The organism is Paraburkholderia sp. IW21 (assembly GCF_041321145.1).
Classification (GTDB): Bacteria; Pseudomonadota; Gammaproteobacteria; order Burkholderiales; family Burkholderiaceae; genus Paraburkholderia.
The window spans coordinates 71,395-94,326 of sequence record NZ_JBGGWA010000008.1 but is presented as its reverse complement, the minus strand read 5'-3'; the positions used below and the strand labels follow the sequence as shown (position 1 = coordinate 94,326).

Genomic DNA, 22,932 nt, shown 5'->3' with positions numbered 1-22,932 from the left:
CGAACAGGATTTGCAAGACCAAGGGCTTTTTGTTGCGTCCTGGTGAATAATGTTCTGATGCGGAAGGTGCAGGCGGACGCGTGGCGTTCGCCGCATCGATGGAGAAGTACTGGCGCTGTCGTTACTCAGCGCCGCTGACGCGCACCGCCCCAGGCGCCAGCCGTCAGTTCACGGAGACAAAATATGAAGATTGCGCAGATCGCCCCCTTGACCGAATCGGTGCCGCCAAAGCTGTATGGCGGGACGGAGCGCGTCGTGTCCTACATCACCGAGGCGCTGGTCGATCTCGGCCATGACGTGACGTTGTTCGCGAGCGGCGATTCCGTCACCAGCGCGAAGCTCGAACCCGTCTGGCCACGCGCGCTGCGTCTGGACCCGGGCATTCGCGACCGCATCGCGCCGCATATGCTGCTGATGGAACTGGTGCGCCGCCAGGCAGAAGATTTCGACGTGCTGCACTTTCACCTCGACTACTACTCGTTTTCGGTCTTCAAGCGCCAGGACACCCCCTTCGTCACGACGATGCACGGCCGCCTCGACTTGCCGGAGCAACAACCGGTGTTCGACACGTTCAACACGGCGCCGGTGATCTCGATTTCGAATGCGCAGCGTCATCCGCTGCCGCAAGCCAAGTGGCTCGCCACCGTTTATCACGGTCTGCCGGAGCAGCTCTACACACCGCAACCGGTCGAGCAGAAGTACCTCGCGTTTCTCGGCCGTATCTCGCCGGAAAAGCGTGTCGACACCGCGATCCGTATTGCCGGGCGCTGCGGAATGCAGATTCGCATCGCAGCGAAAGTGGATGCGGCCGACCGCGAATACTTCGAACGCGAGATCCGGCCGTTGCTGGATTTGCCCTATGTCGAGTTCATCGGCGAAATCGCCGATAACCAGAAAGCCGAATTTCTCTCCGGCGCGCATGCGCTCCTCTTCCCGATCGACTGGCCGGAGCCGTTCGGCCTTGTCATGATCGAAGCGATGGCATGCGGCACGCCGGTGATCGCGTTTAACCGCGGCTCGGTGCCGGAAGTGCTGGAAGACGGTGTGACGGGCTACATCGTCGAAGACGAGATCGGCGCGGTGGCGGCGGTCAATCGCCTGCATAAGATGCCGCGTGCGGGCGTGCGGCAACGCTTCGAAGAGCGTTTCACCTCGCACCGGATGGCGCAGCAATATGTGGATGCGTATCAGTCGGTGATTCGCGCGCAGAAGCGTTCGCGCTTCAAGGTGATCGATACGTCGGGAAGTTGAGCGGCGCAGAACGGGCCCACGCAGCAGTTTGAAAAAAACGGCGATGCGCACTGCGCATCGCCGTTTTTTTTATTGCCGCTGCGCTCGGAGCCGGTCAACCGGCAGCGACAGCGCGCTTAGATCTTCAGGCGCGATACCTTGGTGCCCTGCAGCGAGACATCGGCCATCAGGCCGGCATTGGTCAAAATGAAAACTTCGACCGGGGCCGTCGCCGTGGTCGTATCGATCGCACCGTTGGCGCCCATTTTCACCAGCGCGACGGAGGCGTCGCCGCCGGCGGACCAGCCGTCGGCATTGCGGAATTTGTCGAGTGCGTCCTGCGTCATGAACAGGAAGATGATGGCCTTCGACTGCGCGCCCGCCTGCAGACCGAACGAACCGGAAATCGTGCTGTAGTAGCCGACCGTGCCGCCGCCCACGCGCAGCGAACCTTCGCCATACTGGCCGCCGACAATGAAGCCCGCTTGCAGTACCGACGGGAATACCAGTACGCCGCGCGCCTTGGAGACAAGTTCGCGCGAACCCTTCACGGTCGTGAACAGCCGCGACATGGTGCCCTCGACGCTAGCGTCGATCGACTGGCGTTTGGATGCATCAGTGGCGGCGGTGTCGTGGCTGCTCCCGCTGGTCGTACAGCCAGCGAGTGCAAGGCCTCCGAAAGCGAGCGCAGCGGTACTCTTCAGCATGAAGTTTCGTCTTTGCATCGTTGTTCTCCATCGTGGTTCCTGGGCGCAACCTCATAAGGTGTTGCCGGGCTGCCCTTGAGTTATATCACACGCAAGCGTAAAACGCGCACCTCGTCGTCTGGTTAAAAGCCTTGCGTGGCGGGGGTTTGCGACCGATTGCAAGAGGCGGTGCTGTAATTCTGACCGGCCGCAAGACAGCGTGAAAAGACGCTCGGACAGTGCATTCGAATGGGCGCTCGTCGCTTGATGCCCGATAAGGTCGAACTCGAAAGCGGCAAGGGCCAGACCGTATAAAATGCCCGTTTTTACCGATTTTTTGCCCGCATGATTGGCTGTGCAATCGAACTGAAAGTGTTGTCTTGGCGCTGCATATCGGGGCGCGGCGAGGGCGGTTCATTGCCGGGGAGATCATGGCCGTAAGCGGGGTTTTTTACCATGCATGCCCGCATGCTCACCCATGGTTTGCCGGACTTTTGACAGGCGGGCGCCGCAGCGCGCGACGAATCATCCCGATCAGCATACCGATCAGGAACAGCGTGACGGCCGGCACGATCCAGTAGCCGACGAACGCGTGCCAGAGGTAAGCCATGAGCGTAGACCGGCGCACGCCGTATTCAATACGCGCGTCCTGCTGGCGCGGCGCATTGGCGGCCAGCACGTCAGCCGGGCAGCCGGCGGCTTGCGCCTCATCGGGCTTGCCGTGGCAGCGCGCGGGCGCACCGGCGGCGCGTTGTGCGTCGGTGAAATTCCAGGTGGTCAGCGCACGGTCGAGGTCGACGGCGTTATACACCATTTCCTCCCTGATCTCGCTGACAGCAACGATCGCCACGGGCACGGCCCAGAATACGATGACGACCAGCCACCGCCTCAACCAGCGGTTTTTATGCTTCGATACCATCCTTGCCTCCGATCGATGCCCTGCAGCACCAACGACAAGATGGCGGCCCGTCTAATGTTGTGTATGAGTGGGCCGTCTCCGCAGCCATCATAGAAGAAAAACGGCGCGTTCGCGCGGGCGGAATGCGATGGGATGATCGGTGGGAGGGCCGCGGTGCGGCGGATGGGCTGCGAGCGGAAAGAGCCGAGGGAGGACAGGAGAAAGGCAGCGGCCGCGCCGGGAATGGCGCGGCTCTGTTCGAGTAGTGCCCGGCTAAACGCACGGCATCTTCGCCGTGCCGATTGCCGCGCGCTCAGTTGGCCGGCGCGGACGACAGGCACGACTTCATGAATGCCTTGCGGTCGTCGCCTTTCTTGCCGGTGGCTTGTGTATTGCACGCCTTCATCTTGTCCTGCTGGCTCATCGGCGCGGCGGCGACCGGCTTGGCGGACAGGCAGGACTTCATGAACGCCTTGCGATCGTCGCCTTTCTTGTCGGCGGCCTGCTTGTTACAGTCGGCCATTTTCGTTTGCTGGCTATTCTGTGCGAACACCGGCGAAACGAGGACAGCACCCAGCACCAGCGTGGCGACAGCGGATTGGATTTTCATGTGACACTCCATCGGTGGTGAAAACGTTCTTTGGTCGTTCATGCGCGCGGGCGTCAACGTCATCCGGGGCCCCTCGGCATGTCCATTATGGCAAATGCTGTCTGCCAGAACGGACAAACCAGCATTCGGGTTGACACACGCTCACGCTGGTTTTCCCCTACGCTGCGGGGAGGACGCGGCTTCCGTGAATGAGACGGCTAATCGCAGCAGTGCAAACCATGTTATGCAATCCAGATTAATTAGCGAGGCGAATGCAAATGAATTATCCCGTTGTCATTCGATAGAAATGGTTAAAAATTAAGCATTCAATCCGCATTGCGGCAGATGCAAATGGATCAGAAATCGTCAGAAAATCCCGTGATCGATCATATGGGTAATATTGACTGGAATCGTTGCCCGATGCGCCGCCCGTTTTCCCTGTCACGCCAGCCAAAGGAGGCTCGCCATGCACTACCTGTTGATGTATGACCTTGTACCCGACTACCTCGAACGCCGCGGCGCCTATCGCGACGATCACCTGAAACTCGCCTGGGCGGCAGCGGAGCACGGTGAACTGCAGCTGGCCGGAGCCTTGACCGAGCCGGTGGACACGGCCGTGCTGCTCTTCGAAGCCGACTCTCCCGCAGCCGCCGAAGCCTTTGCCAAGGCTGATCCGTATGTGCTCGCCGGCCTTGTGACGCGGTGGCGCGTACGTCAATGGATGACGGTGGTGGGTGAGGGCGCGGCGAAACCCGTGCGCTAGAAGCAGTCCCACCCTCCATGCCCGCGCGGTGTCGAGAGGAATGCGAACAGCATGCGCGAGCGCTGCGTTCGCTTCCGCGACGATGGCGCCTCGCTGTCGCTCATGGGCTGCCCACCCACTGATCCAGGCACGCCGCAGCGGAGTGGAAATGCGTTCAAAACGCATCGAAATGCATTGCGGGTGAAGCGCCGATTTCATAAAGACTATCCCCCCACTTTGCTAATTCATTGTGCCGTGCAATAGCGGATTTCGTCGCCGGAATCGACAGCATTTCTGTTACGGCAATGCGTGAAATGACACAGCAAAAAGCACAAGATTATTTCCATCCGTAACACTTGAATCAACGATATTCACGCAAACCCTGGTGAGGGTATGCTTCGTGCACAAATTCTGCATTCAGGCAGTCCACCAACCGATCTCGCGCAGAAGCAACCGCGCAGCGGCAACGCACAAATTAAAACGGGCACCGCATGATGTGGCGCCCGTCTCTTATCAGCCGCGCTAAAGTCCGACATGCATCGGACCCGCGCGGCGGCTAGTCGGTCTTCTTCAGCTCTTCTTCACTTCCAGCCGGAACTTATGCAGCAACGGTTCCGTATAGCCGCTCGGCTGCTGGCGCCCTTCGAACACCAGCGCTTGCGCGGCCTTGAACGCGATCGTGTCGAAGCCCGGCGCCATCGGCTGGTAGTTCGGGTCGCCGGCATTCTGCTCGTCGACCACCTTGGCCATGCGCTTGAAGGTCTCTTCAACCAGCTCGCGCGTCACCACACCGTGATGGAGCCAGTTGGCGATGTGCTGGCTGGAAATACGCAGTGTGGCACGGTCTTCCATCAGGCCGACGTTGTGAATGTCCGGCACCTTCGAGCAACCCACGCCCTGGTCGATCCAGCGCACCACGTAGCCGAGAATGCCTTGTGCGTTGTTGTCGACTTCGCTGCGGATTTCGTCCGCGCTCCACTTCGCCGTTTCGACGACCGGAATCGTCAGCAGGCCGTCGAGCAGTTCGTCGCGTACTTTCGCGTAGTCCGTGCGTTCCAGTTCCTGCTGAACCGCTTGCACGTCGACTTGATGGTAGTGCAGCGCATGCAGCGTCGCGGCGGTCGGCGAGGGCACCCAGGCGGTGTTCGCCCCAGCCTTCGGATGCGCGATCTTCTGTTCGAGCATGGCGTGCATCAGGTCCGGCATAGCCCACATGCCCTTGCCGATCTGCGAGCGGCCGCGCAGGCCCGCGCTCAAACCGACCAGCACGTTGCTGCGCTCGTAGGCGGCAATCCACGCGCTCGACTTCATGTCGCCCTTGCGCATCATCGGGCCGGCTTCCATCGCCGAGTGCATTTCGTCGCCGGTGCGGTCGAGGAAACCCGTGTTGATGAACGCGACACGCTCGGACGCTTCGCCGATACAGGCGAGCAGGTTGACGCTGGTGCGGCGCTCCTCGTCCATGATGCCCATCTTGATCGTGTTGCGCGGCAGCTTCAGCAGGTCTTCGACGCGCGCGAACAGTTCGCTCGCGAACGCGACTTCGGCCGGGCCGTGCATTTTCGGCTTCACGATGTAGATCGAGCCGGTGCGCGAATTCAGCTTGTGCTTGCGGTCGTGCAGCGCGCACAGCGTGGTCATGACGCCATCGAGAATGCCTTCCGGAATCTCCTGGCCGTCTTTCGTGAGCACCGCCGGGTTGGTCATCAAATGACCCACGTTGCGGATAAACAGCAGCGAGCGGCCATGCAGCAAGACTTGCGACTTGCCGTCCGCGCCCGTGTATTCGCGATCGGCATTCAGGCGGCGCGTGAAGGTCTTGCCGCCCTTCGTGACCTCTTCGGTCAGCGTGCCGTTCATCAAGCCGAGCCAGTTGCGGTAGAGCAGGACCTTGTCGTCCGCATCCACGGCGGCAACCGAATCTTCACAGTCGATGATCGTGCTGACCGCCGCTTCGACCAGCACGTCCTTCACGTGTGCCGCATCGGTCTTGCCGATCGAATCGTTCGCGTCGATCTGGATTTCGAAGTGCAGGCCGTTGTGCTTCAACAGCACGGCCGACGGCGCACTTGCGTCGCCCTGATAGCCGATGAATTGCGCCGGCGTTTTCAGTTCGGTCTTGCCGCTCTTCAGCGTGACGGCCAGCTTGCCGCCTTCGACGCTATACAGCGCGGCGTCGACGTGCGAGCCGTTCGCGAGCGGAGCGGCCTGATCGAGAAACTTGCGTGCATAAGCGATCACCGCGGCGCCGCGCACCGGATTGAAGGCCTTCTGCTTGTCGGCGCCGTTGGTCTCGGGGATCGCATCGGTGCCGTACAGCGCGTCGTACAGGCTGCCCCAGCGCGCGTTGGCTGCGTTCAGCGCATAGCGCTGATTCGACAGCGGCACCACGAGTTGCGGGCCGGCCTGTTCGGCGATTTCGGTGTCCACGTGGTCGGTCGTGGCTTTGACGCTGGCCGGCGTCGGCACGATATAGCCGATGCCTTCAAGGAAGGCGCGGTACGCGCGCAGATCACGAACCGGACCCGGATTGGCGCGATGCCAGGTGTCGAGTTCGGTTTGCAGGCGGTCGCGCTCGGCCAGCAGCGCACGGTTCCTGGGCGCCAGCTCGTGCACGAGGGCGTCGAAACCTGACCAGAATGCGGCGCTGTCGAGTCCGGTACCGGGCAGGGCTTCGGTTTCGACGAACTGGTCGAGGTTGGCGGCGACTTGCAGTCCACCGCGCGGGTTCATCTGAGTCATCGACTGCTCCATCTCTGAATGGGGCCGATGTGGGGGCATCGGCCCGCGTTGTGTTTCTTTCTTATATTGATGCCGCTTCGAACGATTCCGAACGGAATTCGAACTTAAGCAGCGATCGCTTGAATACCCGCTTTGGCAATCTGTGCGTCCTGATCCGACTTGACGCCCGACACGCCGACCGCGCCGACCACCTGGCCGTCGACGATCACCGGCACGCCGCCTTCCAGCGTGCCTTGCAGCGGCGCGCTCAGGAATGCGGTGCGGCCGTTGTTGATCATGTCTTCGTAGACCTTGGTCTCACGACGGCCGATCGCCGACGTGCGGGCTTTTTCCGTGGCGATGTACGAGCTGGCCGGCGCGCTGCCGTCCAGACGCAGCATGCCGAGTTGGTGGCCGCCGTCGTCGACCACTACGATAGCGACGGCCCACTGGTTCTTCTCGGCTTCCGCACGGGCGGCTTCGAGGATGCGGGTCGTCTCGGCAACGGTCAACACGGGTTTGCTCAGCATAATGAATTTCCTGTTTCGTTTAGGGTAAGGATGCTTCTACAAGTTCTATCCAGTGGCGCACCGGAGTACGCCCGGCGCCGTCCAGATGCGTCTGGCAACCAATGTTGGCCGTGACGATCATCTCCGGCTTGCCGCTTTCCAGCGCGTCGAGCCTGTTGTTGCGTAATCTTTCCGCAAGCTCGGGCTGGGTAATCGAATACGTGCCCGCCGATCCGCAGCACAGATGGGCATCGGGCACGGCGGTGAGATCGAAGCCGAGCCGTTGCAGGATCGACTCGACCGCGCCGCCCAGTTTCTGCGCATGCTGCAACGTGCATGGGCAGTGAAACGCGATTCTCTGCTGCGCCTGCTCCGGCAACGTCGCTTGCAACTGATCGAGCGGCTCGTTAGCCAACACCTCCACGAGGTCTCGCGCCAGTTCGCTGACCCGCTGCGCTTTTGACGCATAGCGAGGATCATTGCACAGCAGATGCCCGTACTCCTTGACGAATGCGCCGCAGCCGCTCGCGGTTTGCACGATGGCTTCGGCGCCGGCCTCGATGGCGGGCCACCACGCGTCGATATTGCGGCGTGCCCGCGCGAGACCTGCTTCCTGCGCATTCAGATGATAATCGGTCGCCCCGCAGCAGCCGGCCCGCTCGGCATTCACGATACTGATGCCAAGCCGGTCGAGTACGCGGGCGGCGGCCGCGTTAGTGTTCGGTGACAGCGCGGGTTGCACGCAGCCTTCCAGCATCAGCATTTTGCGCGGATGCCGCGACGCGGGCCTTGTCTTTGCCCGAGCGCTACGCTTGGGGATTTTACGTCCAAGCGCGGCCGGAAGAAACGGTCGCATCGCCCGGCCGGTTTTGAGCAGGGCGTCGAACACCGCCGGATGCGGGATCACGCGGCGCAAACCCTCGCGCAGCAGGCGTTCGGCAGCGGGCCGAACAATCCGCCGTTCCAGTTCGGCGCGGCCGATATCCAGCAGCGCGTGATAGGTCACACCTGACGGGCAGGTGGTTTCACAGTTGCGGCAGCTCAGGCAGCGGTCGAGGTGCAACTGGGTTTTCTGCGTGACCGGCTCGCCTTCGAGCATCTGTTTGATCAGGTAAATACGACCGCGAGGGCCGTCGAGTTCGTTGCCGAGCAGCTGATAGGTCGGGCAGGTGGCGTTGCAAAAGCCGCAATGCACGCACGAGCGCAGGATCTGCTCGGCTTCGTCGGCGCGCGACAGGGTTTTGGCGGCATCGCTGAGATTGGTTTGCATGGTGTCGTTCGCCTTTCAGGGCTTCACAGGCCGCGTTCACAGGCCGGCATAAAGGCGGCCGGGGTTGAAGAGGCCGCGCGGGTCGAGTTGCTGCTTCAGTTGCTGATGGAAGCGCAGCAGCGCTGCGGGCAGCGGCGTGAACGGCTCGGCGTCCACGCGGGGCGTGAAGCAGGTCGCATGGCCGCCGGCGGCATGGGCGATCTGGCGGAGCGTGGCGGCCGGGGCGTCGCTTTTCAGCCAGCGTTGCGCGCCGGCCCAGTCGAGCAGCGTGTCGCCGGGCAAAGGAGTTAGCGGCGAAGCATTCGGCAGCGAAAGGCGCCACAACGGCCGCGGGTCGTCGAAAAACGCCAGGCGGTGCTCACGCAGCGCGTCCCAGAACGTCAGATCGAGTTCGGCGCCGCCGATGCGATCCACCGCCGCGGCCACCGACCCCACCCCGCCTTCGAGCCGCACATGCAGGCGGCCGTCGACATGACAGGCGCCGCTGATCGGCAACGCCGCGCGGCGCCACGCCGACAGTTCGCGCAACGCTTCGCCCGCGTCGAGATCGAGCGTGAGACTGCCGAGCGCGCGGGGCTTGGGCAGCACCTTCAGCGACACTTCGGTAATCAGGCCAAGGCAGCCGAAGCTGCCGGCCAGCAAACGCGAGACGTCGTAGCCCGCGACGTTCTTCATCACTTCGCCGCCGAAGCGCAGATGCTTCGCCTGGCCGGTGACGACGCGGCAACCCAGCACGAAGTCGCGCACCGAACCCGACCACGGCCGGCGCGGTCCGGCGAGACCCGCCGCGACCATGCCGCCGACGGTGGCGGCGCCTCCGAAGGTGGGCGGCTCGCACGGCAGCATCTGGCCGGCCGCGTCGAGCGCGGCGTTCAGTTCGGCGACCGGCGTGCCCGCGCGCGCGGTGATCACGAGTTCGGTCGGGTCGTAGCTGACCACGCCGCGATGCGAACGCGTGTCGATCGGGGTGCCTTCTACCGGACGGCCGAGAAAGGCCTTGCTGTTGCCGCCGCCAATCTTGAGCGGCGTGCCGCTTTCCCATGCGCGCGCCACCTCGGCGACGAGCCGTTCGCTATCGTCCATCGCTACCGGTTCGATCAGCATCAGAAACGCTCCAGTTCAGGAAAGGGCAGTGCGCCGTGGTGGACATGCATCGAGCCGAATTCGGCGCAGCGGTGCAGCGTCGGCACGTTCTTGCCCGGGTTCAGGAGGCCGCTCGGATCGAAGGCGGCTTTCAGCGCGTGGAAGAAGCTCAGTTCGTCGCTATTGAACTGCGCGCACATCTGGTTGATCTTTTCGCGGCCCACGCCGTGTTCGCCGGTGATGCTGCCGCCCACCGCCACACACAATTCGAGGATCTTCGCGCCGATGGCTTCGGCGCGTTCGGTCTCGCCGGGCGCGTTGGCATCGAACAGGATCAGCGGATGCATGTTGCCGTCGCCTGCGTGAAACACGTTGGCCACCCGCAGGCCGTATTCTTTCGAGAGGTCTTCAATGCCCTTGAGCACGCGCGGCAATTCGCGGCGCGGGATCGTGCCGTCCATGCAGTAGTAGTCCGGCGAGATGCGGCCCACCGCCGGGAACGCGTTCTTGCGGCCGGCCCAGAAACGCTGGCGTTCGGCTTCGTCTTTCGCGAGCCGGATGTCGATTGCGCCCGCCGCGCGCAGCAGCGCCTCGACACGTTCCACGTCTTCCTGCACGTCGCTTTCCCCGCCGTCGACTTCGCACAGCAGGATCGCTTCGGCGTCGACCGGATAGCCCGCGTGAATGAAGTCTTCCGCCGCGCGGATCGCGAGGTTGTCCATCATTTCGAGGCCGCCCGGAATCACGCCCGCGCCAATGATCTGGGCAACCGCCGCGCCGGCTTTTTCGACATTGTCGAAACTGGCGAGCAGCACCTTCGCGCTTTGCGGCTTGGTGAGCAGCTTCACGGTGACTTCGGTGACGATGCCGAGCATGCCTTCCGAGCCGGTGAAGAGCGCGAGGAAGTCGAAACCGGGTGCGTCCAGGGCATCCGAGCCGAGCGTGATGCGCTCGCCGTCGATGGTGAGAATCTCGAGCTTCAGGATGTTGTTGACGGTCAGTCCATACTTCAGGCAATGCACGCCGCCCGCATTTTCCGCGACGTTGCCGCCGATCGAACACGCGATCTGCGAGGAGGGATCCGGCGCGTAATACATGCCATGGGGTGCTGCGGCCTGCGAGATCGCGAGATTGCGCACGCCGGGTTGCACGCGGGCGATACCGGCCTCGGGATCGACTTCGAGAATCCGGTTAAAGCGCGCCATGACCAGCAGAATGCCTTTGTCCAACGGCAATGCGCCGCCCGATAAACCGGTGCCCGCGCCGCGCGCGACCACCGGAATCTTCTGCGCATTGGCGAATTTCAGCAGCGCTTCGACCTGTTCGACCTTGTCGGGCAGGGCGACCAGCATCGGTGTGGCGCGATAGGCGGCGAGGCCGTCGCATTCGAAAGGACGCAAATCTTCCTGTTCGTGAAGGATCTGCAGGTCGGGGATCAGCGCTTGCAACTGCGCGACGACCGTGAATTTGTCGTGTGTCGCGAGCGGGCCGTCGACGCTTTCGTCGTAGTGATAGCTCATGAGGGGTCTCCTGGCGCCGCGCTATCCTGGCGGAAATACCCGTGGGCAGGGCGCGCGAGCGTGTCTCAGGCGGGATTGTTGCGGCAATGGGCGCGGCTGTCGACAGCGATGAAAGGTGGTCGTACCAGTTTTTAAAGAGGCGTTTTCCTCTGGAGCAAGACCTATGAGCCGGTGCATAAGGGTTGCATAGGACAGACCTGAGTCGTGCGTGTTAGCATTCCATAGTGGTCATACCAGTGGAAATTGCAATGCAGACAACGGATGTGGAAAACGCAAGGCAGGTCGCGGACGTCGTCGCCGAGCGTATCGAACGATTGATCGTGGACGGCGTGCTGAAAACAGGGCAGGCGCTGCCATCCGAACGGCGCCTCACGGACAAGCTCGGCGTGTCGCGCACGGCGCTGCGCGAAGGGCTCAAGCTATTGCGGGCGCGCGGCATCATCGAGACCGCGCACGGCAAGGGCTCGTTCGTCGCCAGCCTCACCGCACAACCCACGCTCACGCCGATGATGCATCTGCTCGGCTCGCAGCCGCGCACGCTTTACGATCTGTTCGAAGTGCGCGCCTTGCTCGAGGCGGAGTCTGCCCGGCTCGCGGCGCTGCGCGGCACGCCGGCCGACTTCGTGCTGATCACGCGCCGCTACGAGGAAATGCTCGCGGCGCACGGCAAGGAAACGAATGCGTCCACCCATGCGCGGCTCGATCACGCGTTTCATCTCGCGATTTGCGAGGCCTCGCATAACCCCGTGCTGGTGTACACCTTGAGCACGCTTACCGATCTGCTGCTGAGTTCGGTGTTTGCGTCGGTGAACAATCTCTATCACCGCGAACCGCAAAAACGGGTGATCGATCGTCAGCACGCGCGGCTCTACAACGCCGTCACCGGCAAGCTGCCCGAACAGGCGCGCAAGGCGGCGGCCGATCATATCGACAGCGTGTGCGCGAACCTGCGCGAAATCGAACAGGAAGAGCAGCGGCTCGTGCGCGCAACATTGCGGCTGGAAGGTTGGGAGTGATGGCCTTTACAATCGAGCTTCAATAAAAAACTTCGCGTGCTCTCCACGTCCACGCCCACACCATGCCTATCATCAGCGAGCTTTTCGTCTATCCGATCAAATCCTGCGCCGGCATTGCCCTCAATGAAGCGCGTCTGCTCGCCACCGGCCTTGAATACGATCGATGCTGGATGGTCACCGACCCGAGCGGCACGATGCTCACGCAGCGCGCGTATCCGCGCATGGCGCTGATCAAGGTCGAACTCGGCGAACATGAACTCGTGATTCGTGCGCCGGGCATGAGCGAGCTGCGCACGCCGCTCGACGCCGCTGGACTCAGCGCGCCGCACAAGGTGCAAACCGTGGTCTGGCGCGACACGGCTTATGGGCTCGACACCGGCGAAGCAAGCGCCGCATGGTTTTCAAGCTTTCTCGACGTGCCGGCCCGGCTCTTGCGCTTCAATCCCGAGCGTGAACGCATTGTCGATCCGGACTATACCGGCAGCGTCGGCGGCGCCACCACGCATTTCGCCGACGGTTTTCCGCTGCTGGTGATCGGCCAGGCGTCGCTCGACGATCTCAACGTGCGCCTGAACAGTCGGGGCGCGCCGTCGATTCCGATCGACCGGTTTCGGCCCAACGTCGTTTTGACGGGGCTCGATGCGTACGAAGAGGATTATGTGGAAAGTCTGAGCGTCGACGATGCAGCGGAGGAGGCCGTGCAACTGCACCTCGTCAAGCTGTGCGCACGCTGTCCCATCCCGACTGTCGATCAGGCGAAGGGCGCACCTGACCCCAACTGGCCGAACGAACCCACCGACACGATGAGCGTCTACCGGGCGAATCCGCAGCGCGGCGGTGCGGTGACGTTCGGCAACAATGCAATCGTCGCCCGAGGCGCCGGCGCGTGGCTGCGTGTCGGGCAAGCGGTGGACGCCGAATTGAGTTTCGGCGCTTAGAGGCGTCCGCCGGTCAGCACGGCGAGGATCATCGCCATCGGCACCGGCTTGACGAAGTGATGGTTGAACCCGGAGCGCAGCGACTCGTTCTTTTCCTCGTCGCGCGCGAGACCGGTTACCGCCACGAGCGTCGGCGCCGGCGAGTCGGCCTCGTAGCGGATGCGCCGCGCCACCGCGCGCCCGTCGAGACGCGGCATTTCGATGTCGAGCAAGGCGGCAGCCGGATGCCACGCACAATACTGCGCGACCGCGTCAAGCCCGTTGCACGCAGTCCGGATATCGAAACCATGCGCGGTGAAATAGAGTACGTAGGCGGCCAGCAGATTTGGATCGTCGTCGGCGATCAGTAGGCGCGCGGCTTCATAGTTGGACATCCGGTTTCCCCAAGTTGCGTTTCTTTTAACGAGCAATTTGAAGTCCCGATAGAATCAACGCTGATTATTTTTATTTTCCTGCGGCCTTTTCAGAAAGGGACAGGGCATCGTTTCTTACTTCTTATGAATGAATTACCGGCTGGCGACAATGAGGCTGCGGCAATCGCCCGCGACATCGACGCGGTCAACCGGATCGACGCCGTGCCGTCGATCCTGCGCCTTATTTGCAAGAACACCGGGATGGGCTTTGCCGCCGTCGCGCGGGTCACGGAGCACACCTGGACTGCCTGCGCCGTGCAGGACGAGCTGAACTTCGGTTTGGCCGCGGGCGGCCAGCTCGATCTGCACACCACGCTATGTTTCGAATCGCGCGCGGCGCGCGCGCCGATCGTGATCGACAATTTCGGCAAAGACCCCGTATATAGCGGCCATCACACAGCGCGAATCTACAACCTCGGTAGTTATATCTCCGTTCCGATCATTTTGCCCGACGGCCGTTACTTCGGTAATCTCTGCGCGATCGATCCAAATCCGGCCGCGCTCTCGGATGCCCGCACGCTGAGTATGTTCGAGGTGTTCGCCGATCTCATCGCGATCCAGCTCGCCACTGAAGGCCGCAATCAGGTCACCGAGGCGGCGCTATTCAACGAACGGGAAAATTCCAGCTTGCGCGAGCAGTTCATCGCCGTACTCGGCCACGATCTGCGCAATCCGTTGTCCGCGGTCAGCGCAACCGCCGAACTGCTGACGCTGCGCAAGAACGAGCCCGACCTCGTGAAAATCGGCCAGCGTCTGAAGACCACCACCTCGCGCATGGCGCGCCTGATCGACGACGTGATGGATTTCGCCCGCGGCCGGCTCGGCTCGGGTATCGGCGTGTCGATCGACCGCGTGGACGATCTGGCCTCGGCGTTGCGAGTGGTGGTAGCCGAAGTGCGCGAGGCCAATCCGGAGCGGGTGCTAGCCGACGATATCGCGATCTCCACACCGGTTCGCTGTGATCGCACGCGGGTCCAGCAACTGCTTTCCAACCTGCTCGGCAATGCGATGACGCATGGGGCGGTGGAGTTTCCGGTCGTCGTGAAGGCGCGGGTGGAAAACGGCGAGTTCACGCTGACCGTGTCGAATGGCGGCAACGCGATCGCGGCCGATGCCTTGGGTAAGGTGTTCGAGCCTTACTGGCGGCCGCCCACCAGCAAACCGGGCGGCGGCCTGGGACTCGGCCTCTATATCTGCAAACAGATCGTCAGCGCGCACGGCGGCACCCTGAATGTCAGATCGTCCGTCGAGGACGGCACGGTTTTCGTGGCGAGGTTGCCGATCGGGGTATGAGTTTTACGCGGCTTGCGCGAGGGCCTCGTCCGCGGCCAACGGGCCGGCCTGCATGGCCGCCGTATTCCGGCGCCATTCCTGGCTTCCCTCAATCCCGTGTTCGGCGCTCTCGCCGATCGCTCTTCCCACCAGAATCACCACCGGACTGCCAAAGCCCGCGCTCGCGTGATGGTCACGAGCGGACGCCGTTGTCCGTTTGCTGCTCAATATCGTTAAGCGGAGCGAAATACCGTGCCGTACTTCGCCCGGATTGTGCTCGAATCTCGTCGCGCTCCGGCTACGTTGCCGGAAGGCTCGGCGTTCATACGTGCAAGTACCCGGCCATCATGCGACACGGTTCGCTCGACTCTTGCCACGCTGCGCCGCGAGGAGGGAAAAGCATCGGCGCGGCATGCACCGCGTGTTCGTCATTCGCACGCGCACAGTGCTGCGTCGCACCATCCGTGTGCCTCGCTGCATCAAATTGTGTCGCGCAACCGGTTCGCCGCACGCGCGTTCCATTCGCCGCCAAGCCCCGCGCCACGGCCCTCTAGCGGCCCTTTCGCCCAATTGGCACAGCCTTTGCGTTAAGCCTGTCAGCGGATCAACGTGGATTCGTTGCGAGTGCGGCAAGACAGCACGCGCTGCAGCACAGGTCAGGACAACGGCGTCCCCCGGATTCAGTCATCGACTGGGTTCGCGGGACGCCGTCTTTATTTCCGGGATCGCTTTCGCCGACTCGCCACACGGCGGCGCCCGAAGCCCAGCACATTGAGGAACCGCGGTCATGAAAATCATCGTTATCGGTCACGGGATGGTCGGCCACAAACTGGTCGAATGCCTGGCGCTAGACGCGGCGCACGGCCTTGACATCACGGTGCTGTGCGAAGAATCGCGACCGGCGTACGACCGCGTGCATCTGTCCGAATTCTTCGCGGGCAAGACGGCGGACGATCTTTCGCTGGTCGAGCCGGGTTTCTTCGAACGCCAGAACGTATTGCTCAAGCTGAACGCGAAGGCGGTTACGGTCGATCGCGATGCGCGGATCGTGACGGTGTCGACCGGCGAGACGCTGCCCTACGACAAGCTGGTATTCGCCACGGGCTCCTATCCGTTCGTGCCGCTGGTGCCAGGCCGTGAGCGCGCCGATTGCTTCGTCTACCGCACCATCGACGATCTCGAAGCCATGCAGGAATGCGGTGCGCGCTCGAAGACCGGCACGGTGGTCGGCGGCGGCCTGCTCGGTCTCGAATGCGCGAAGGCATTGCGCGACATGGGCCTGCAAACCCACGTGGTCGAGTTCGCGCCGCGCCTCATGGCGGTGCAGGTGGACGAAGGCGGCGGCCGCGCGCTGCGCACCAGGATCGAAGAACTCGGCGTGACAGTGCACACGCAGAAGAACACCTCGGCGATTGTCGACGGCGAGGCGGGCACGCACCGCATGCAATTCGCCGACGGCAGCCATCTCGACACCGACATGATCGTGTTCTCGGCCGGCATTCGTCCGCGCGACGACCTCGCACGCGAGAGCGGCCTGACGCTCGGCGAGCGCGGCGGCATCGTGATCGACAACGCCTGTCGCACCAGCGATCCGCACATCTACGCGATCGGCGAATGCGCGCTGTGGAACGGTCAGTTGTTCGGCCTCGTGGCGCCAGGCTATGACATGGCGCGCGCGGTGGCGACGCAACTGCTCGGCGACTCGGCGGAATTCGCCGGCGCCGACATGAGCACCAAATTGAAGCTGATGGGCGTGGACGTCGCGAGCATCGGCGACGCGCATGGCAATACGCCGGGCAGCCGCGCGTATCAGTTCAGCGACGAACGCAAGCAGGTCTACAAGAAGCTGGTGGTGTCCGAATGCGGCAAGTATCTGCTCGGCGGCGTGATGGTCGGCGACGCGAGCGAATACGGCACGCTGCTGCAGATGATGCTGAACCGCATCGAATTGCCTGAAGCACCGGAATTCCTGATCCTGCCGGCGGCGGACGGCAACGCGAAGCCCGCGCTCGGCGTCGAGGCATTGCCTGCCGGCGCGCAAATCTGCTCGTGCAACAACGTGTCGAAAGGTGATCTGTGCGCCGCCGTGTGCGCGGGCGCGACCGACATCGGCGCTTTGAAGCGCGCGACCCAGGCCGGCACGTCATGCGGCGGGTGCGTGCCGCTCGTCACGCAGGTGATGAAAGCCGAGATGAAGAAGCAAGGCCTCGCGGTCAACAACCACGTGTGCGAGCACTTCCCGTATTCGCGTCAGGAATTGCATCACCTCGTGCGAGTGGAAGGCATGCGCAGCTTCGGCGAATTGCTCGCGAAGCACGGTCACGGGCTCGGCTGCGATATCTGCAAGCCCGCAGTGGCGAGCATTCTCGCGTCGTGCTGGAACGAGTTCGTGCTGAAGAAAGAGCACGCGTCGCTGCAGGACACTAACGACTACTACCTTGCCAACATCCAGCGCGACGGCACGTATTCGGTCGTGCCGCGCATGGCGGGCGGCGAGGTGACGCCCGACGGCTTGATCGCAGTCGGGCAGGTCGCGAAGAAATACGGCCTCTACACGAAAATCACCGGCGGACAGCGGGTCGATCTGTTCGGCGCCCGCGTCGAACAACTGCCGTTCATCTGGGAAGAGCTGATTGCCGCCGGTTTCGAATCGGGGCATGCGTACGGCAAATCGTTGCGCACGGTGAAATCGTGCGTCGGTTCGACGTGGTGCCGCTACGGCGTCGGCGATTCGGTGGGTCTCGCGGTCGAGATCGAGAACCGCTACAAAGGCCTGCGCACGCCACACAAGATCAAGTTCGGCGTGTCCGGCTGCACCCGCGAATGCGCGGAAGCGCAAGGCAAGGACGTCGGCATCATCGCCACCGAGAAGGGCTGGAATCTCTACGTCTGCGGCAACGGCGGCATGAAGCCGCGCCATGCCGAACTGCTCGCATCGGACCTCGATAAAGAAACGCTGGTGCGCTACATCGACCGCTTCCTGATGTTCTACGTGCGCACGGCAGACCGTCTGCAACGCACCAGCGTGTGGCGCGAGAACCTGGAAGGCGGCCTCGCGTATCTGATCGACGTGGTCGTCAACGATCGCCTCGGAGTGGCGGCGGAACTCGAGTCGGAAATGCAGCACGTGGTCGCCACCTACGAATGCGAATGGAAGAAGGCCGTCACCGATCCTGAAACGCGCAAGCGCTTCCGTCACTTCGTCAACAGCGGCGAGTCCGACAGCAATGTCAGCTTTGTCGAGGAACGCGGCCAGATCCGGCCTGCGACACCGGCCGAGCGGCAATCGAGGCTCGCTGCGATTCCTGTCGTCGTCGAGACTGTTTGATTCTTTTTGACCCACTCACCGAGGACTTCCGCCATGAACCACGACCGCCTCCCGCATACCTGGACGCCCATTTGCGCGCTCGACGACATCGTGCCCAACACGGGCGTTTGCGCGCTCGTCAACGGCGAACAGGTGGCGGTATTTCACGTGAACGACGGCGATGCGAACACCGCCGTGTACGCGATCGAAAACTACGATCCGGGCTCGCAAGCGGCGGTGATCTCGCGGGGGCTGATCGGCAGCTTTGGCGAACGCCTCGTGGTGGCTTCGCCGATCTACAAGCATCACTTCGATCTGCGCACCGGCGAGTGCCTCGAAATGCCGGCGTATTCCGTCGGCGCGTTCGCCGCGCGGGTGGAAAACGGCCAGGTGTGGATCGCGGCTTGAGCCACTGAACTTTGAATTCCTCTCGAACGACACCGCTTGCCATGTCTTCCAATAGCGTAAAAACCGTGTGCCCCTACTGCGGCGTTGGCTGCGGAATGGTGCTGCACGTCGAGGACGGCCATGTCGTGAAGATCTCCGGCGACAAGGAGCATCCGGCCAACTTCGGGCGCCTCTGTACGAAGGGCCAGTCGGCGCATGTCGCGTTGCGCAAGTCGGGCCGTCTGGAAGGCGCGTTCGTGCGCCACGCACGCGGCCAGGACCCGGCTCCGCTGCCGATGGCGCAGGCGCTCAGCGACACGGCGGCACGCTTGCGCGGCTTGCTCGACGAGCATGGACCGGATGCGCTGTCATTCTATGTGTCCGGCCAGATGTCGATCGAGGCACAGTACCTCGTCAATAAACTCGCCAAGGGGTTCGTCGGCACCCACAATATCGAGTCGAATTCGCGTCTTTGCATGGCGAGCGCGGGCAGCGGCTACAAGCTCTCGCTCGGCGCTGACGGGCCGCCGGGATCGTACGAAGACATCGATCACGCCGACCTGTTCTTCGTGATCGGCGCGAATATGGCCGACTGTCACCCGATTCTGTTCCTGCGCATGATGGATCGCGTGAAGGCGGGTGCGAAATTGATCGTGGTCGATCCGCGCCGCAATACGACCGCGGAAAAGGCCGACCTCTTTCTGCAGATCAAGCCGGGCACCGACCTCGCGCTGCTGAACGGTCTGCTGCATCTACTGCATCAGAACGGCCATATGGACGCGGCCTTCATCGCGGCCTTGACGGAAGGCTGGGACGCGATGCCCGCTTTTCTCGCGGACTACACGCCGGAGAAAGTCGCGGAGATCACGGGCCTTGCCGTCGAGGATATTCGCCGCGCCGCCCACATGATCGGCGCGGCGCCCGAGTGGATGAGCTGCTGGACGATGGGCCTGAATCAGAGCACGCATGGCACGTGGCACACGAACGCGATCTGCAATCTGCACCTGGCGACCGGCAAGATCTGCCGTCGCGGCAGCGGACCGTTCTCGTTGACCGGCCAGCCGAATGCGATGGGTGGCCGCGAAATGGGCTACATGGGGCCGGGTTTGCCGGGTCAGCGTTCGGTGCTGGTCGAAGGAGACCGCGCGTTCATTGAAGACCTGTGGGGCATTCCCGCAGGCACGTTGAAGCGCGAAGCCGGCAACGGCACGATCGATATGTTCTCGCGCATGGCAGCAGGTGAGATCAAAGCGTGCTGGATCATCTGCACGAATCCCGTGGCAAGCGTCGCGAACCGTCAGAACGCGATCGACGGTTTGCGCGCCGCGGAACTCGTGATTTCGCAGGACGCCTTCCTCGATACCGAGACCAACCGGTACGCCGACGTGCTATTGCCCGGCGCGCTGTGGGCCGAGGCCGAAGGCGTGATGATCAACTCCGAGCGCAATCTGACGCTGATGCAGAAGGGCATCGAGCCGCCGGGCGCCGCCTTGCCGGATTGGCAGATCATCGCGCGAATTGCCTGTGAAATGGGTTTTGCCGATGCGTTTACCTATGCGAGCGCCGCAGACGTTTTCGCGGAGATCACCCGTGCGTCGAATCCGAAAACCGGCTACGACCTGCGCGGCGCGAGCCATCGCCGGCTAAAGGAAATGCCGCTGCAATGGCCGCTTGCGGCTGACGACGCTGCCGGGCGCAACCCGGTTCGCTACATCAACGACGGCGTCAGCCAGACGCTGAAGGAACTGCCCGACGGCAGCCGTCCGCGGCTCGTGTTTCCGACAGCAAGCGGCAAGGCGGTGTTCTTCGCGCGCGCCTATGCCGCCCCGGCCGAATTACCTGATCGGGAATTTCCGGTCGTGTTGAATACGGGCCGCTTGCAGCATCAATGGCACACCATGACCAAGACCGGCAAGGTGGCGATGCTCAACAAGCTGAACCCCGGTCCTTTCGTCGAGATTCATCCCGACGACGCCGCCACGCTCGGCATCAAGGCTAAAGATCCGGTCGAGATCCGTTCGCGCCGCGGGCGGGCGGTGTTGCCGGCGGTCGTCACGGAACGCGTGCAGCCAGGAAACTGTTTTGCGCCGATGCACTGGAACGACGTATTCGGCGACGACCTGTGCATCAACGCCGTGACGAGCGATGCGATCGATCCGGTCTCGCAGCAACCCGAGCTCAAGTTCTGCGCGGTGGCGCTGAGCCCGGTTGCGGTAGAAGCCATTGAGCCGGTTTCGAATGCCGGTGACGAGACGCTCACCGATGCGCCTGGCATTGCGCCAGCAAGCGCTGTAACGGCGAATGCCGAGGAACCGGACATGCCCCGTATCAATGCACTCGCCAGCCTGTTGCAGCTTCCGCAGACGCCTGCGCCGTCGTTCAACGCGACCGAGCGGGCTTATCTGGCCGGTTTCGTCAGCGGCCTGCGCTCGGCGGAAGCACAGGGCATCGACAGCGTGCCGACCCTGCCGGCCGGCGCGCCGGTTGATTCGGCGAGCCGCTTATACGTGGACGGTTTGCTGGCAGGACTTTATAGCCGCAGCGCAACGTCTTCCGCTGCGCCGGGCAGTGCGCTCGCAACGCCCGCTGTTGACGCTACGCATTCACCCAGCGTGCGGATCGTGCGCGTGCGGCCGAAGGTCACGCTGCTGTGGGCTTCGCAAACCGGCAATACCGAATCGCTGACCGAACGTTACGCCACGCGTCTGATGGAATCGCGCTTTGAGATTCGCACTTCATGCATGGCGGACTATCAAGTCCCGGCGCTCGCGAAAGCGCAATACGTGCTGCTGATGACGAGTACTTTCGGCGACGGCGATCCACCGGATAACGCGCAAAGTTTCTGGTCCAAACTGAGCAGCGAGGCAGCGCCTCGTCTCGAAGGCGTGCGCTACGCGGTGCTCTCGCTGGGAGATCGCAACTACGATCAGTTCTGCGGGCACGGCCGTCGTCTGGATGAACGCCTCGCCGCTCAAGGCGCGCTGCGTCTGATGGATCGCGTCGACTGCGACAGTGAGTATCAGGAGAGCGCCGACGCGTGGCTCGAACGCATCATCGTGCGCATCAATGAAGAAGATGCCGCGCTGCATGCGGTGCCCCGGGACGGCATGATCAATGCGGTGGTGCCGGGCGCCATGCCGACCAAGACGCGCCCGGCTGCATCGCGGCTAGTCAGGAACCTGCAACTGAACCGGCAGGGCGCCGCGAAGGATACGCGCTATTTCTCGTTGAGCACGGGCGACTCGGGCCTTGAATACGAAGCCGGCGACGCGTTGGGCGTATGGCCGAGCAATTGCCCGGAACTGGTCGACGAATTGATCAGCCTGAGCGGTTCGAGCGCAGACGCTGCGGTGAACGTATCCGGCGCGGGCGAAATGCGTCTTGCGGATGCGCTCGGCAAGCACTACGAAATCGCGCGTCCCAGTCCGGACGCACTCGCGTTCATCGCCGCCCGAAGCGGTAACGGCGCGCTGCGCGAGCTGCTCAAGCCGGAGCGCAAATCAGACCTCAAGCAATGGCTGTGGGGCCAACAACTCGCCGACGTGCTGCACGAGTTCCCGGTGAACCTGACGGCAACCGAATTGACCGGCATGCTCAAGCGCCTGCAGCCGCGTTTGTACTCGATTGCTTCAAGCCCGAAGGCACATCCGGGCGAAGTTCATCTGACCGTTGCCGCGGTGCGTTACAGCAACGGCCGCCGCAATCGCAAGGGCGTCTCGTCGACGTTTCTCGCCGACCGGGCGCGCGACGTGAACGTGCCGGTGTTCGTGCAGAAATCCGCACACTTTCGGCCTCCTCACGTTTCGGATACACCGATCATCATGGTCGGTCCCGGCACGGGCGTTGCACCGTTTCGCGGCTTCCTGCACGAGCGGCGTGCACGCGGCGACAAGGGGCGCAACTGGTTGTTGTTCGGCGAACAGCATGCCGCCACCGATTTCTACTATCGCGACGAACTCGAAGCGATGCGCGATAGCGGTGTGCTGACCCGTCTCGATGTCGCTTTCTCACGCGATCAGGCGGAAAAGATCTACGTTCAGGACCGGATGCGCGAGCACGGTGCGCAACTGTGGGCGTGGCTCGAAGACGGTGCGCATTTCTACGTCTGCGGCGACGCAAGCCGGATGGCCAGGGACGTCGACGCGACGCTCAAGCATGTGGTCGCCCAGCACGGCGGCATGAGCGAAGAAAAAGCCGCCGACTATGTGAACCGTCTCGCGCAGGAAAAGCGCTACGCACGCGACGTTTATTGATTTTTCGAAGCGGCTGACCGGGCACGGTGTCGCGCCTCCAGAACGTACGCAGTCAAGCTTCATAAGAAGGACCCGGATGGCATGAAGGTTGCATGTTC

At 63.0% G+C, this 22,932-nt stretch carries 18 protein-coding genes; 8 read left to right on the top strand and 10 right to left on the bottom strand.

The window, feature by feature from the left end:
- Positions 1-183 precede the first annotated feature (183 nt).
- Positions 184-1,251, top strand: a complete 1,068-nt coding sequence (locus tag ACAX43_RS19760) for a glycosyltransferase family 4 protein (RefSeq protein ID WP_370710111.1) — start codon at positions 184-186, stop codon at positions 1,249-1,251.
- A 116-nt stretch (positions 1,252-1,367) separates the two neighbouring features.
- On the opposite strand, the gene ACAX43_RS19755 is transcribed toward ACAX43_RS19760, so the two are convergent.
- From ACAX43_RS19755 to ACAX43_RS19745, 3 genes are all read right to left on the bottom strand, one after another.
- Positions 1,368-1,955 (bottom strand): YSC84-related protein, encoded by a 588-nt coding sequence (locus tag ACAX43_RS19755; RefSeq protein WP_370710110.1) that lies wholly within the window; start codon positions 1,953-1,955, stop codon positions 1,368-1,370.
- Positions 1,956-2,388: 433 nt separating this feature from the next.
- Positions 2,389-2,835, bottom strand: a complete 447-nt coding sequence (locus ACAX43_RS19750) for a hypothetical protein (RefSeq protein WP_370710109.1) — start codon at positions 2,833-2,835, stop codon at positions 2,389-2,391.
- A 292-nt stretch (positions 2,836-3,127) separates the two neighbouring features.
- Positions 3,128-3,424 carry a PsiF family protein gene (locus ACAX43_RS19745; protein WP_370710108.1) on the bottom strand — a complete coding sequence of 99 codons (297 nt, stop codon included), beginning with the start codon at positions 3,422-3,424 and terminating at the stop codon, positions 3,128-3,130.
- Positions 3,425-3,869: 445 nt separating this feature from the next.
- Here ACAX43_RS19745 and ACAX43_RS19740 point away from each other — a divergent pair, with 445 nt between their 5' ends.
- Positions 3,870-4,166 (top strand): YciI-like protein, encoded by a 297-nt coding sequence (locus ACAX43_RS19740; protein WP_370710107.1) that lies wholly within the window; start codon positions 3,870-3,872, stop codon positions 4,164-4,166.
- A 549-nt stretch (positions 4,167-4,715) separates the two neighbouring features.
- Here the strand turns inward: ACAX43_RS19740 and ACAX43_RS19735 are convergent.
- The 5 genes from ACAX43_RS19735 to glcD form a co-directional block, all read right to left on the bottom strand.
- A complete protein-coding gene (locus tag ACAX43_RS19735) occupies positions 4,716-6,887 on the bottom strand; it encodes a malate synthase G (RefSeq protein ID WP_370710106.1) in 2,172 nt (723 codons plus the stop codon).
- Positions 6,888-6,991: 104 nt separating this feature from the next.
- On the bottom strand, positions 6,992-7,396 hold the full coding sequence (locus ACAX43_RS19730; RefSeq protein ID WP_028196523.1) for a heme-binding protein: 405 nt from the start codon (positions 7,394-7,396) through the stop codon (positions 6,992-6,994).
- 19 nt (positions 7,397-7,415) lie between these two features.
- Positions 7,416-8,645, bottom strand: coding sequence for a glycolate oxidase subunit GlcF (gene glcF, locus ACAX43_RS19725; protein WP_370710105.1), 1,230 nt, complete (start codon positions 8,643-8,645; stop codon positions 7,416-7,418).
- Positions 8,646-8,681: 36 nt separating this feature from the next.
- Positions 8,682-9,749 (bottom strand): glycolate oxidase subunit GlcE, encoded by a 1,068-nt coding sequence (gene glcE / locus ACAX43_RS19720; protein ID WP_370710104.1) that lies wholly within the window; start codon positions 9,747-9,749, stop codon positions 8,682-8,684.
- Positions 9,749-11,248, bottom strand: coding sequence for a glycolate oxidase subunit GlcD (gene glcD / locus ACAX43_RS19715; RefSeq protein ID WP_370710103.1), 1,500 nt, complete (start codon positions 11,246-11,248; stop codon positions 9,749-9,751). The genes glcE and glcD overlap by 1 nt, the downstream gene beginning before the upstream one ends.
- Positions 11,249-11,496: 248 nt before the next feature.
- Here glcD and glcC point away from each other — a divergent pair, with 248 nt between their 5' ends.
- Both glcC and ACAX43_RS19705 read left to right on the top strand, forming a co-directional pair.
- Positions 11,497-12,264: a transcriptional regulator GlcC gene (glcC, locus tag ACAX43_RS19710; RefSeq protein WP_370710102.1), complete on the top strand. Its 768-nt coding sequence runs from the start codon at positions 11,497-11,499 to the stop codon at positions 12,262-12,264.
- A gap of 62 nt (positions 12,265-12,326) precedes the next feature.
- Positions 12,327-13,202: an MOSC domain-containing protein gene (locus ACAX43_RS19705; RefSeq protein WP_370710101.1), complete on the top strand. Its 876-nt coding sequence runs from the start codon at positions 12,327-12,329 to the stop codon at positions 13,200-13,202.
- On the opposite strand, the gene ACAX43_RS19700 is transcribed toward ACAX43_RS19705, so the two are convergent.
- Entirely contained in the window at positions 13,199-13,576 is a 378-nt protein-coding gene (locus ACAX43_RS19700; protein ID WP_370710100.1) for a response regulator, read from the bottom strand. The two genes, ACAX43_RS19705 and ACAX43_RS19700, sit on opposite strands and share 4 nt — an antisense overlap.
- Positions 13,577-13,699: 123 nt before the next feature.
- Here ACAX43_RS19700 and ACAX43_RS19695 point away from each other — a divergent pair, with 123 nt between their 5' ends.
- Positions 13,700-14,908 carry an ATP-binding protein gene (locus ACAX43_RS19695; protein ID WP_370710099.1) on the top strand — a complete coding sequence of 403 codons (1,209 nt, stop codon included), beginning with the start codon at positions 13,700-13,702 and terminating at the stop codon, positions 14,906-14,908.
- Positions 14,909-14,911: 3 nt separating this feature from the next.
- Here the strand turns inward: ACAX43_RS19695 and ACAX43_RS19690 are convergent, their stop codons facing one another.
- The gene (locus ACAX43_RS19690) at positions 14,912-15,115 is read right to left on the bottom strand and encodes a hypothetical protein (RefSeq protein WP_370710098.1); all 204 of its coding nucleotides are present in this window, start codon (positions 15,113-15,115) and stop codon (positions 14,912-14,914) included.
- Between the two features lie 559 nt (positions 15,116-15,674).
- Between ACAX43_RS19690 and nirB the strand changes: the two genes are divergently transcribed.
- The 3 genes from nirB to ACAX43_RS19675 are packed head-to-tail and all read left to right on the top strand — an operon-like array spanning position 15,675 to position 22,834.
- A complete protein-coding gene (nirB, locus tag ACAX43_RS19685) occupies positions 15,675-18,215 on the top strand; it encodes a nitrite reductase large subunit NirB (protein ID WP_370710097.1) in 2,541 nt (846 codons plus the stop codon).
- A gap of 33 nt (positions 18,216-18,248) precedes the next feature.
- Positions 18,249-18,602, top strand: a complete 354-nt coding sequence (nirD, locus tag ACAX43_RS19680) for a nitrite reductase small subunit NirD (RefSeq protein WP_370710096.1) — start codon at positions 18,249-18,251, stop codon at positions 18,600-18,602.
- Between the two features lie 41 nt (positions 18,603-18,643).
- Complete coding sequence (locus ACAX43_RS19675; RefSeq protein WP_370710095.1) at positions 18,644-22,834, top strand: molybdopterin-dependent oxidoreductase; 4,191 nt, start codon at positions 18,644-18,646, stop codon at positions 22,832-22,834.
- Positions 22,835-22,932: the final 98 nt, after the last annotated feature.

What these genes read in the sequence shown, in the direction of transcription:
- nirB (WP_370710097.1), top strand. Translation starts at nt 15,675, where the DNA reads ATGAAAATCATCGTTATCGGTCACGGGATGGTCGGCCACAAACTGGTC.
- ACAX43_RS19740 (WP_370710107.1), top strand. Translation starts at nt 3,870, where the DNA reads ATGCACTACCTGTTGATGTATGACCTTGTACCCGACTACCTCGAACGC.
- glcD (WP_370710103.1), bottom strand. Translation starts at nt 11,248, where the DNA reads ATGAGCTATCACTACGACGAAAGCGTCGACGGCCCGCTCGCGACACAC.
- nirD (WP_370710096.1), top strand. Translation starts at nt 18,249, where the DNA reads ATGAACCACGACCGCCTCCCGCATACCTGGACGCCCATTTGCGCGCTC.
- ACAX43_RS19730 (WP_028196523.1), bottom strand. Translation starts at nt 7,396, where the DNA reads ATGCTGAGCAAACCCGTGTTGACCGTTGCCGAGACGACCCGCATCCTC.
- ACAX43_RS19760 (WP_370710111.1), top strand. Translation starts at nt 184, where the DNA reads ATGAAGATTGCGCAGATCGCCCCCTTGACCGAATCGGTGCCGCCAAAG.
- ACAX43_RS19675 (WP_370710095.1), top strand. Translation starts at nt 18,644, where the DNA reads ATGTCTTCCAATAGCGTAAAAACCGTGTGCCCCTACTGCGGCGTTGGC.
- glcE (WP_370710104.1), bottom strand. Translation starts at nt 9,749, where the DNA reads ATGCTGATCGAACCGGTAGCGATGGACGATAGCGAACGGCTCGTCGCC.
- glcF (WP_370710105.1), bottom strand. Translation starts at nt 8,645, where the DNA reads ATGCAAACCAATCTCAGCGATGCCGCCAAAACCCTGTCGCGCGCCGAC.
- ACAX43_RS19695 (WP_370710099.1), top strand. Translation starts at nt 13,700, where the DNA reads ATGAATGAATTACCGGCTGGCGACAATGAGGCTGCGGCAATCGCCCGC.
- ACAX43_RS19700 (WP_370710100.1), bottom strand. Translation starts at nt 13,576, where the DNA reads ATGTCCAACTATGAAGCCGCGCGCCTACTGATCGCCGACGACGATCCA.
- ACAX43_RS19745 (WP_370710108.1), bottom strand. Translation starts at nt 3,424, where the DNA reads ATGAAAATCCAATCCGCTGTCGCCACGCTGGTGCTGGGTGCTGTCCTC.
- ACAX43_RS19705 (WP_370710101.1), top strand. Translation starts at nt 12,327, where the DNA reads ATGCCTATCATCAGCGAGCTTTTCGTCTATCCGATCAAATCCTGCGCC.
- ACAX43_RS19755 (WP_370710110.1), bottom strand. Translation starts at nt 1,955, where the DNA reads ATGCAAAGACGAAACTTCATGCTGAAGAGTACCGCTGCGCTCGCTTTC.
- ACAX43_RS19750 (WP_370710109.1), bottom strand. Translation starts at nt 2,835, where the DNA reads ATGGTATCGAAGCATAAAAACCGCTGGTTGAGGCGGTGGCTGGTCGTC.
- ACAX43_RS19735 (WP_370710106.1), bottom strand. Translation starts at nt 6,887, where the DNA reads ATGACTCAGATGAACCCGCGCGGTGGACTGCAAGTCGCCGCCAACCTC.
- glcC (WP_370710102.1), top strand. Translation starts at nt 11,497, where the DNA reads ATGCAGACAACGGATGTGGAAAACGCAAGGCAGGTCGCGGACGTCGTC.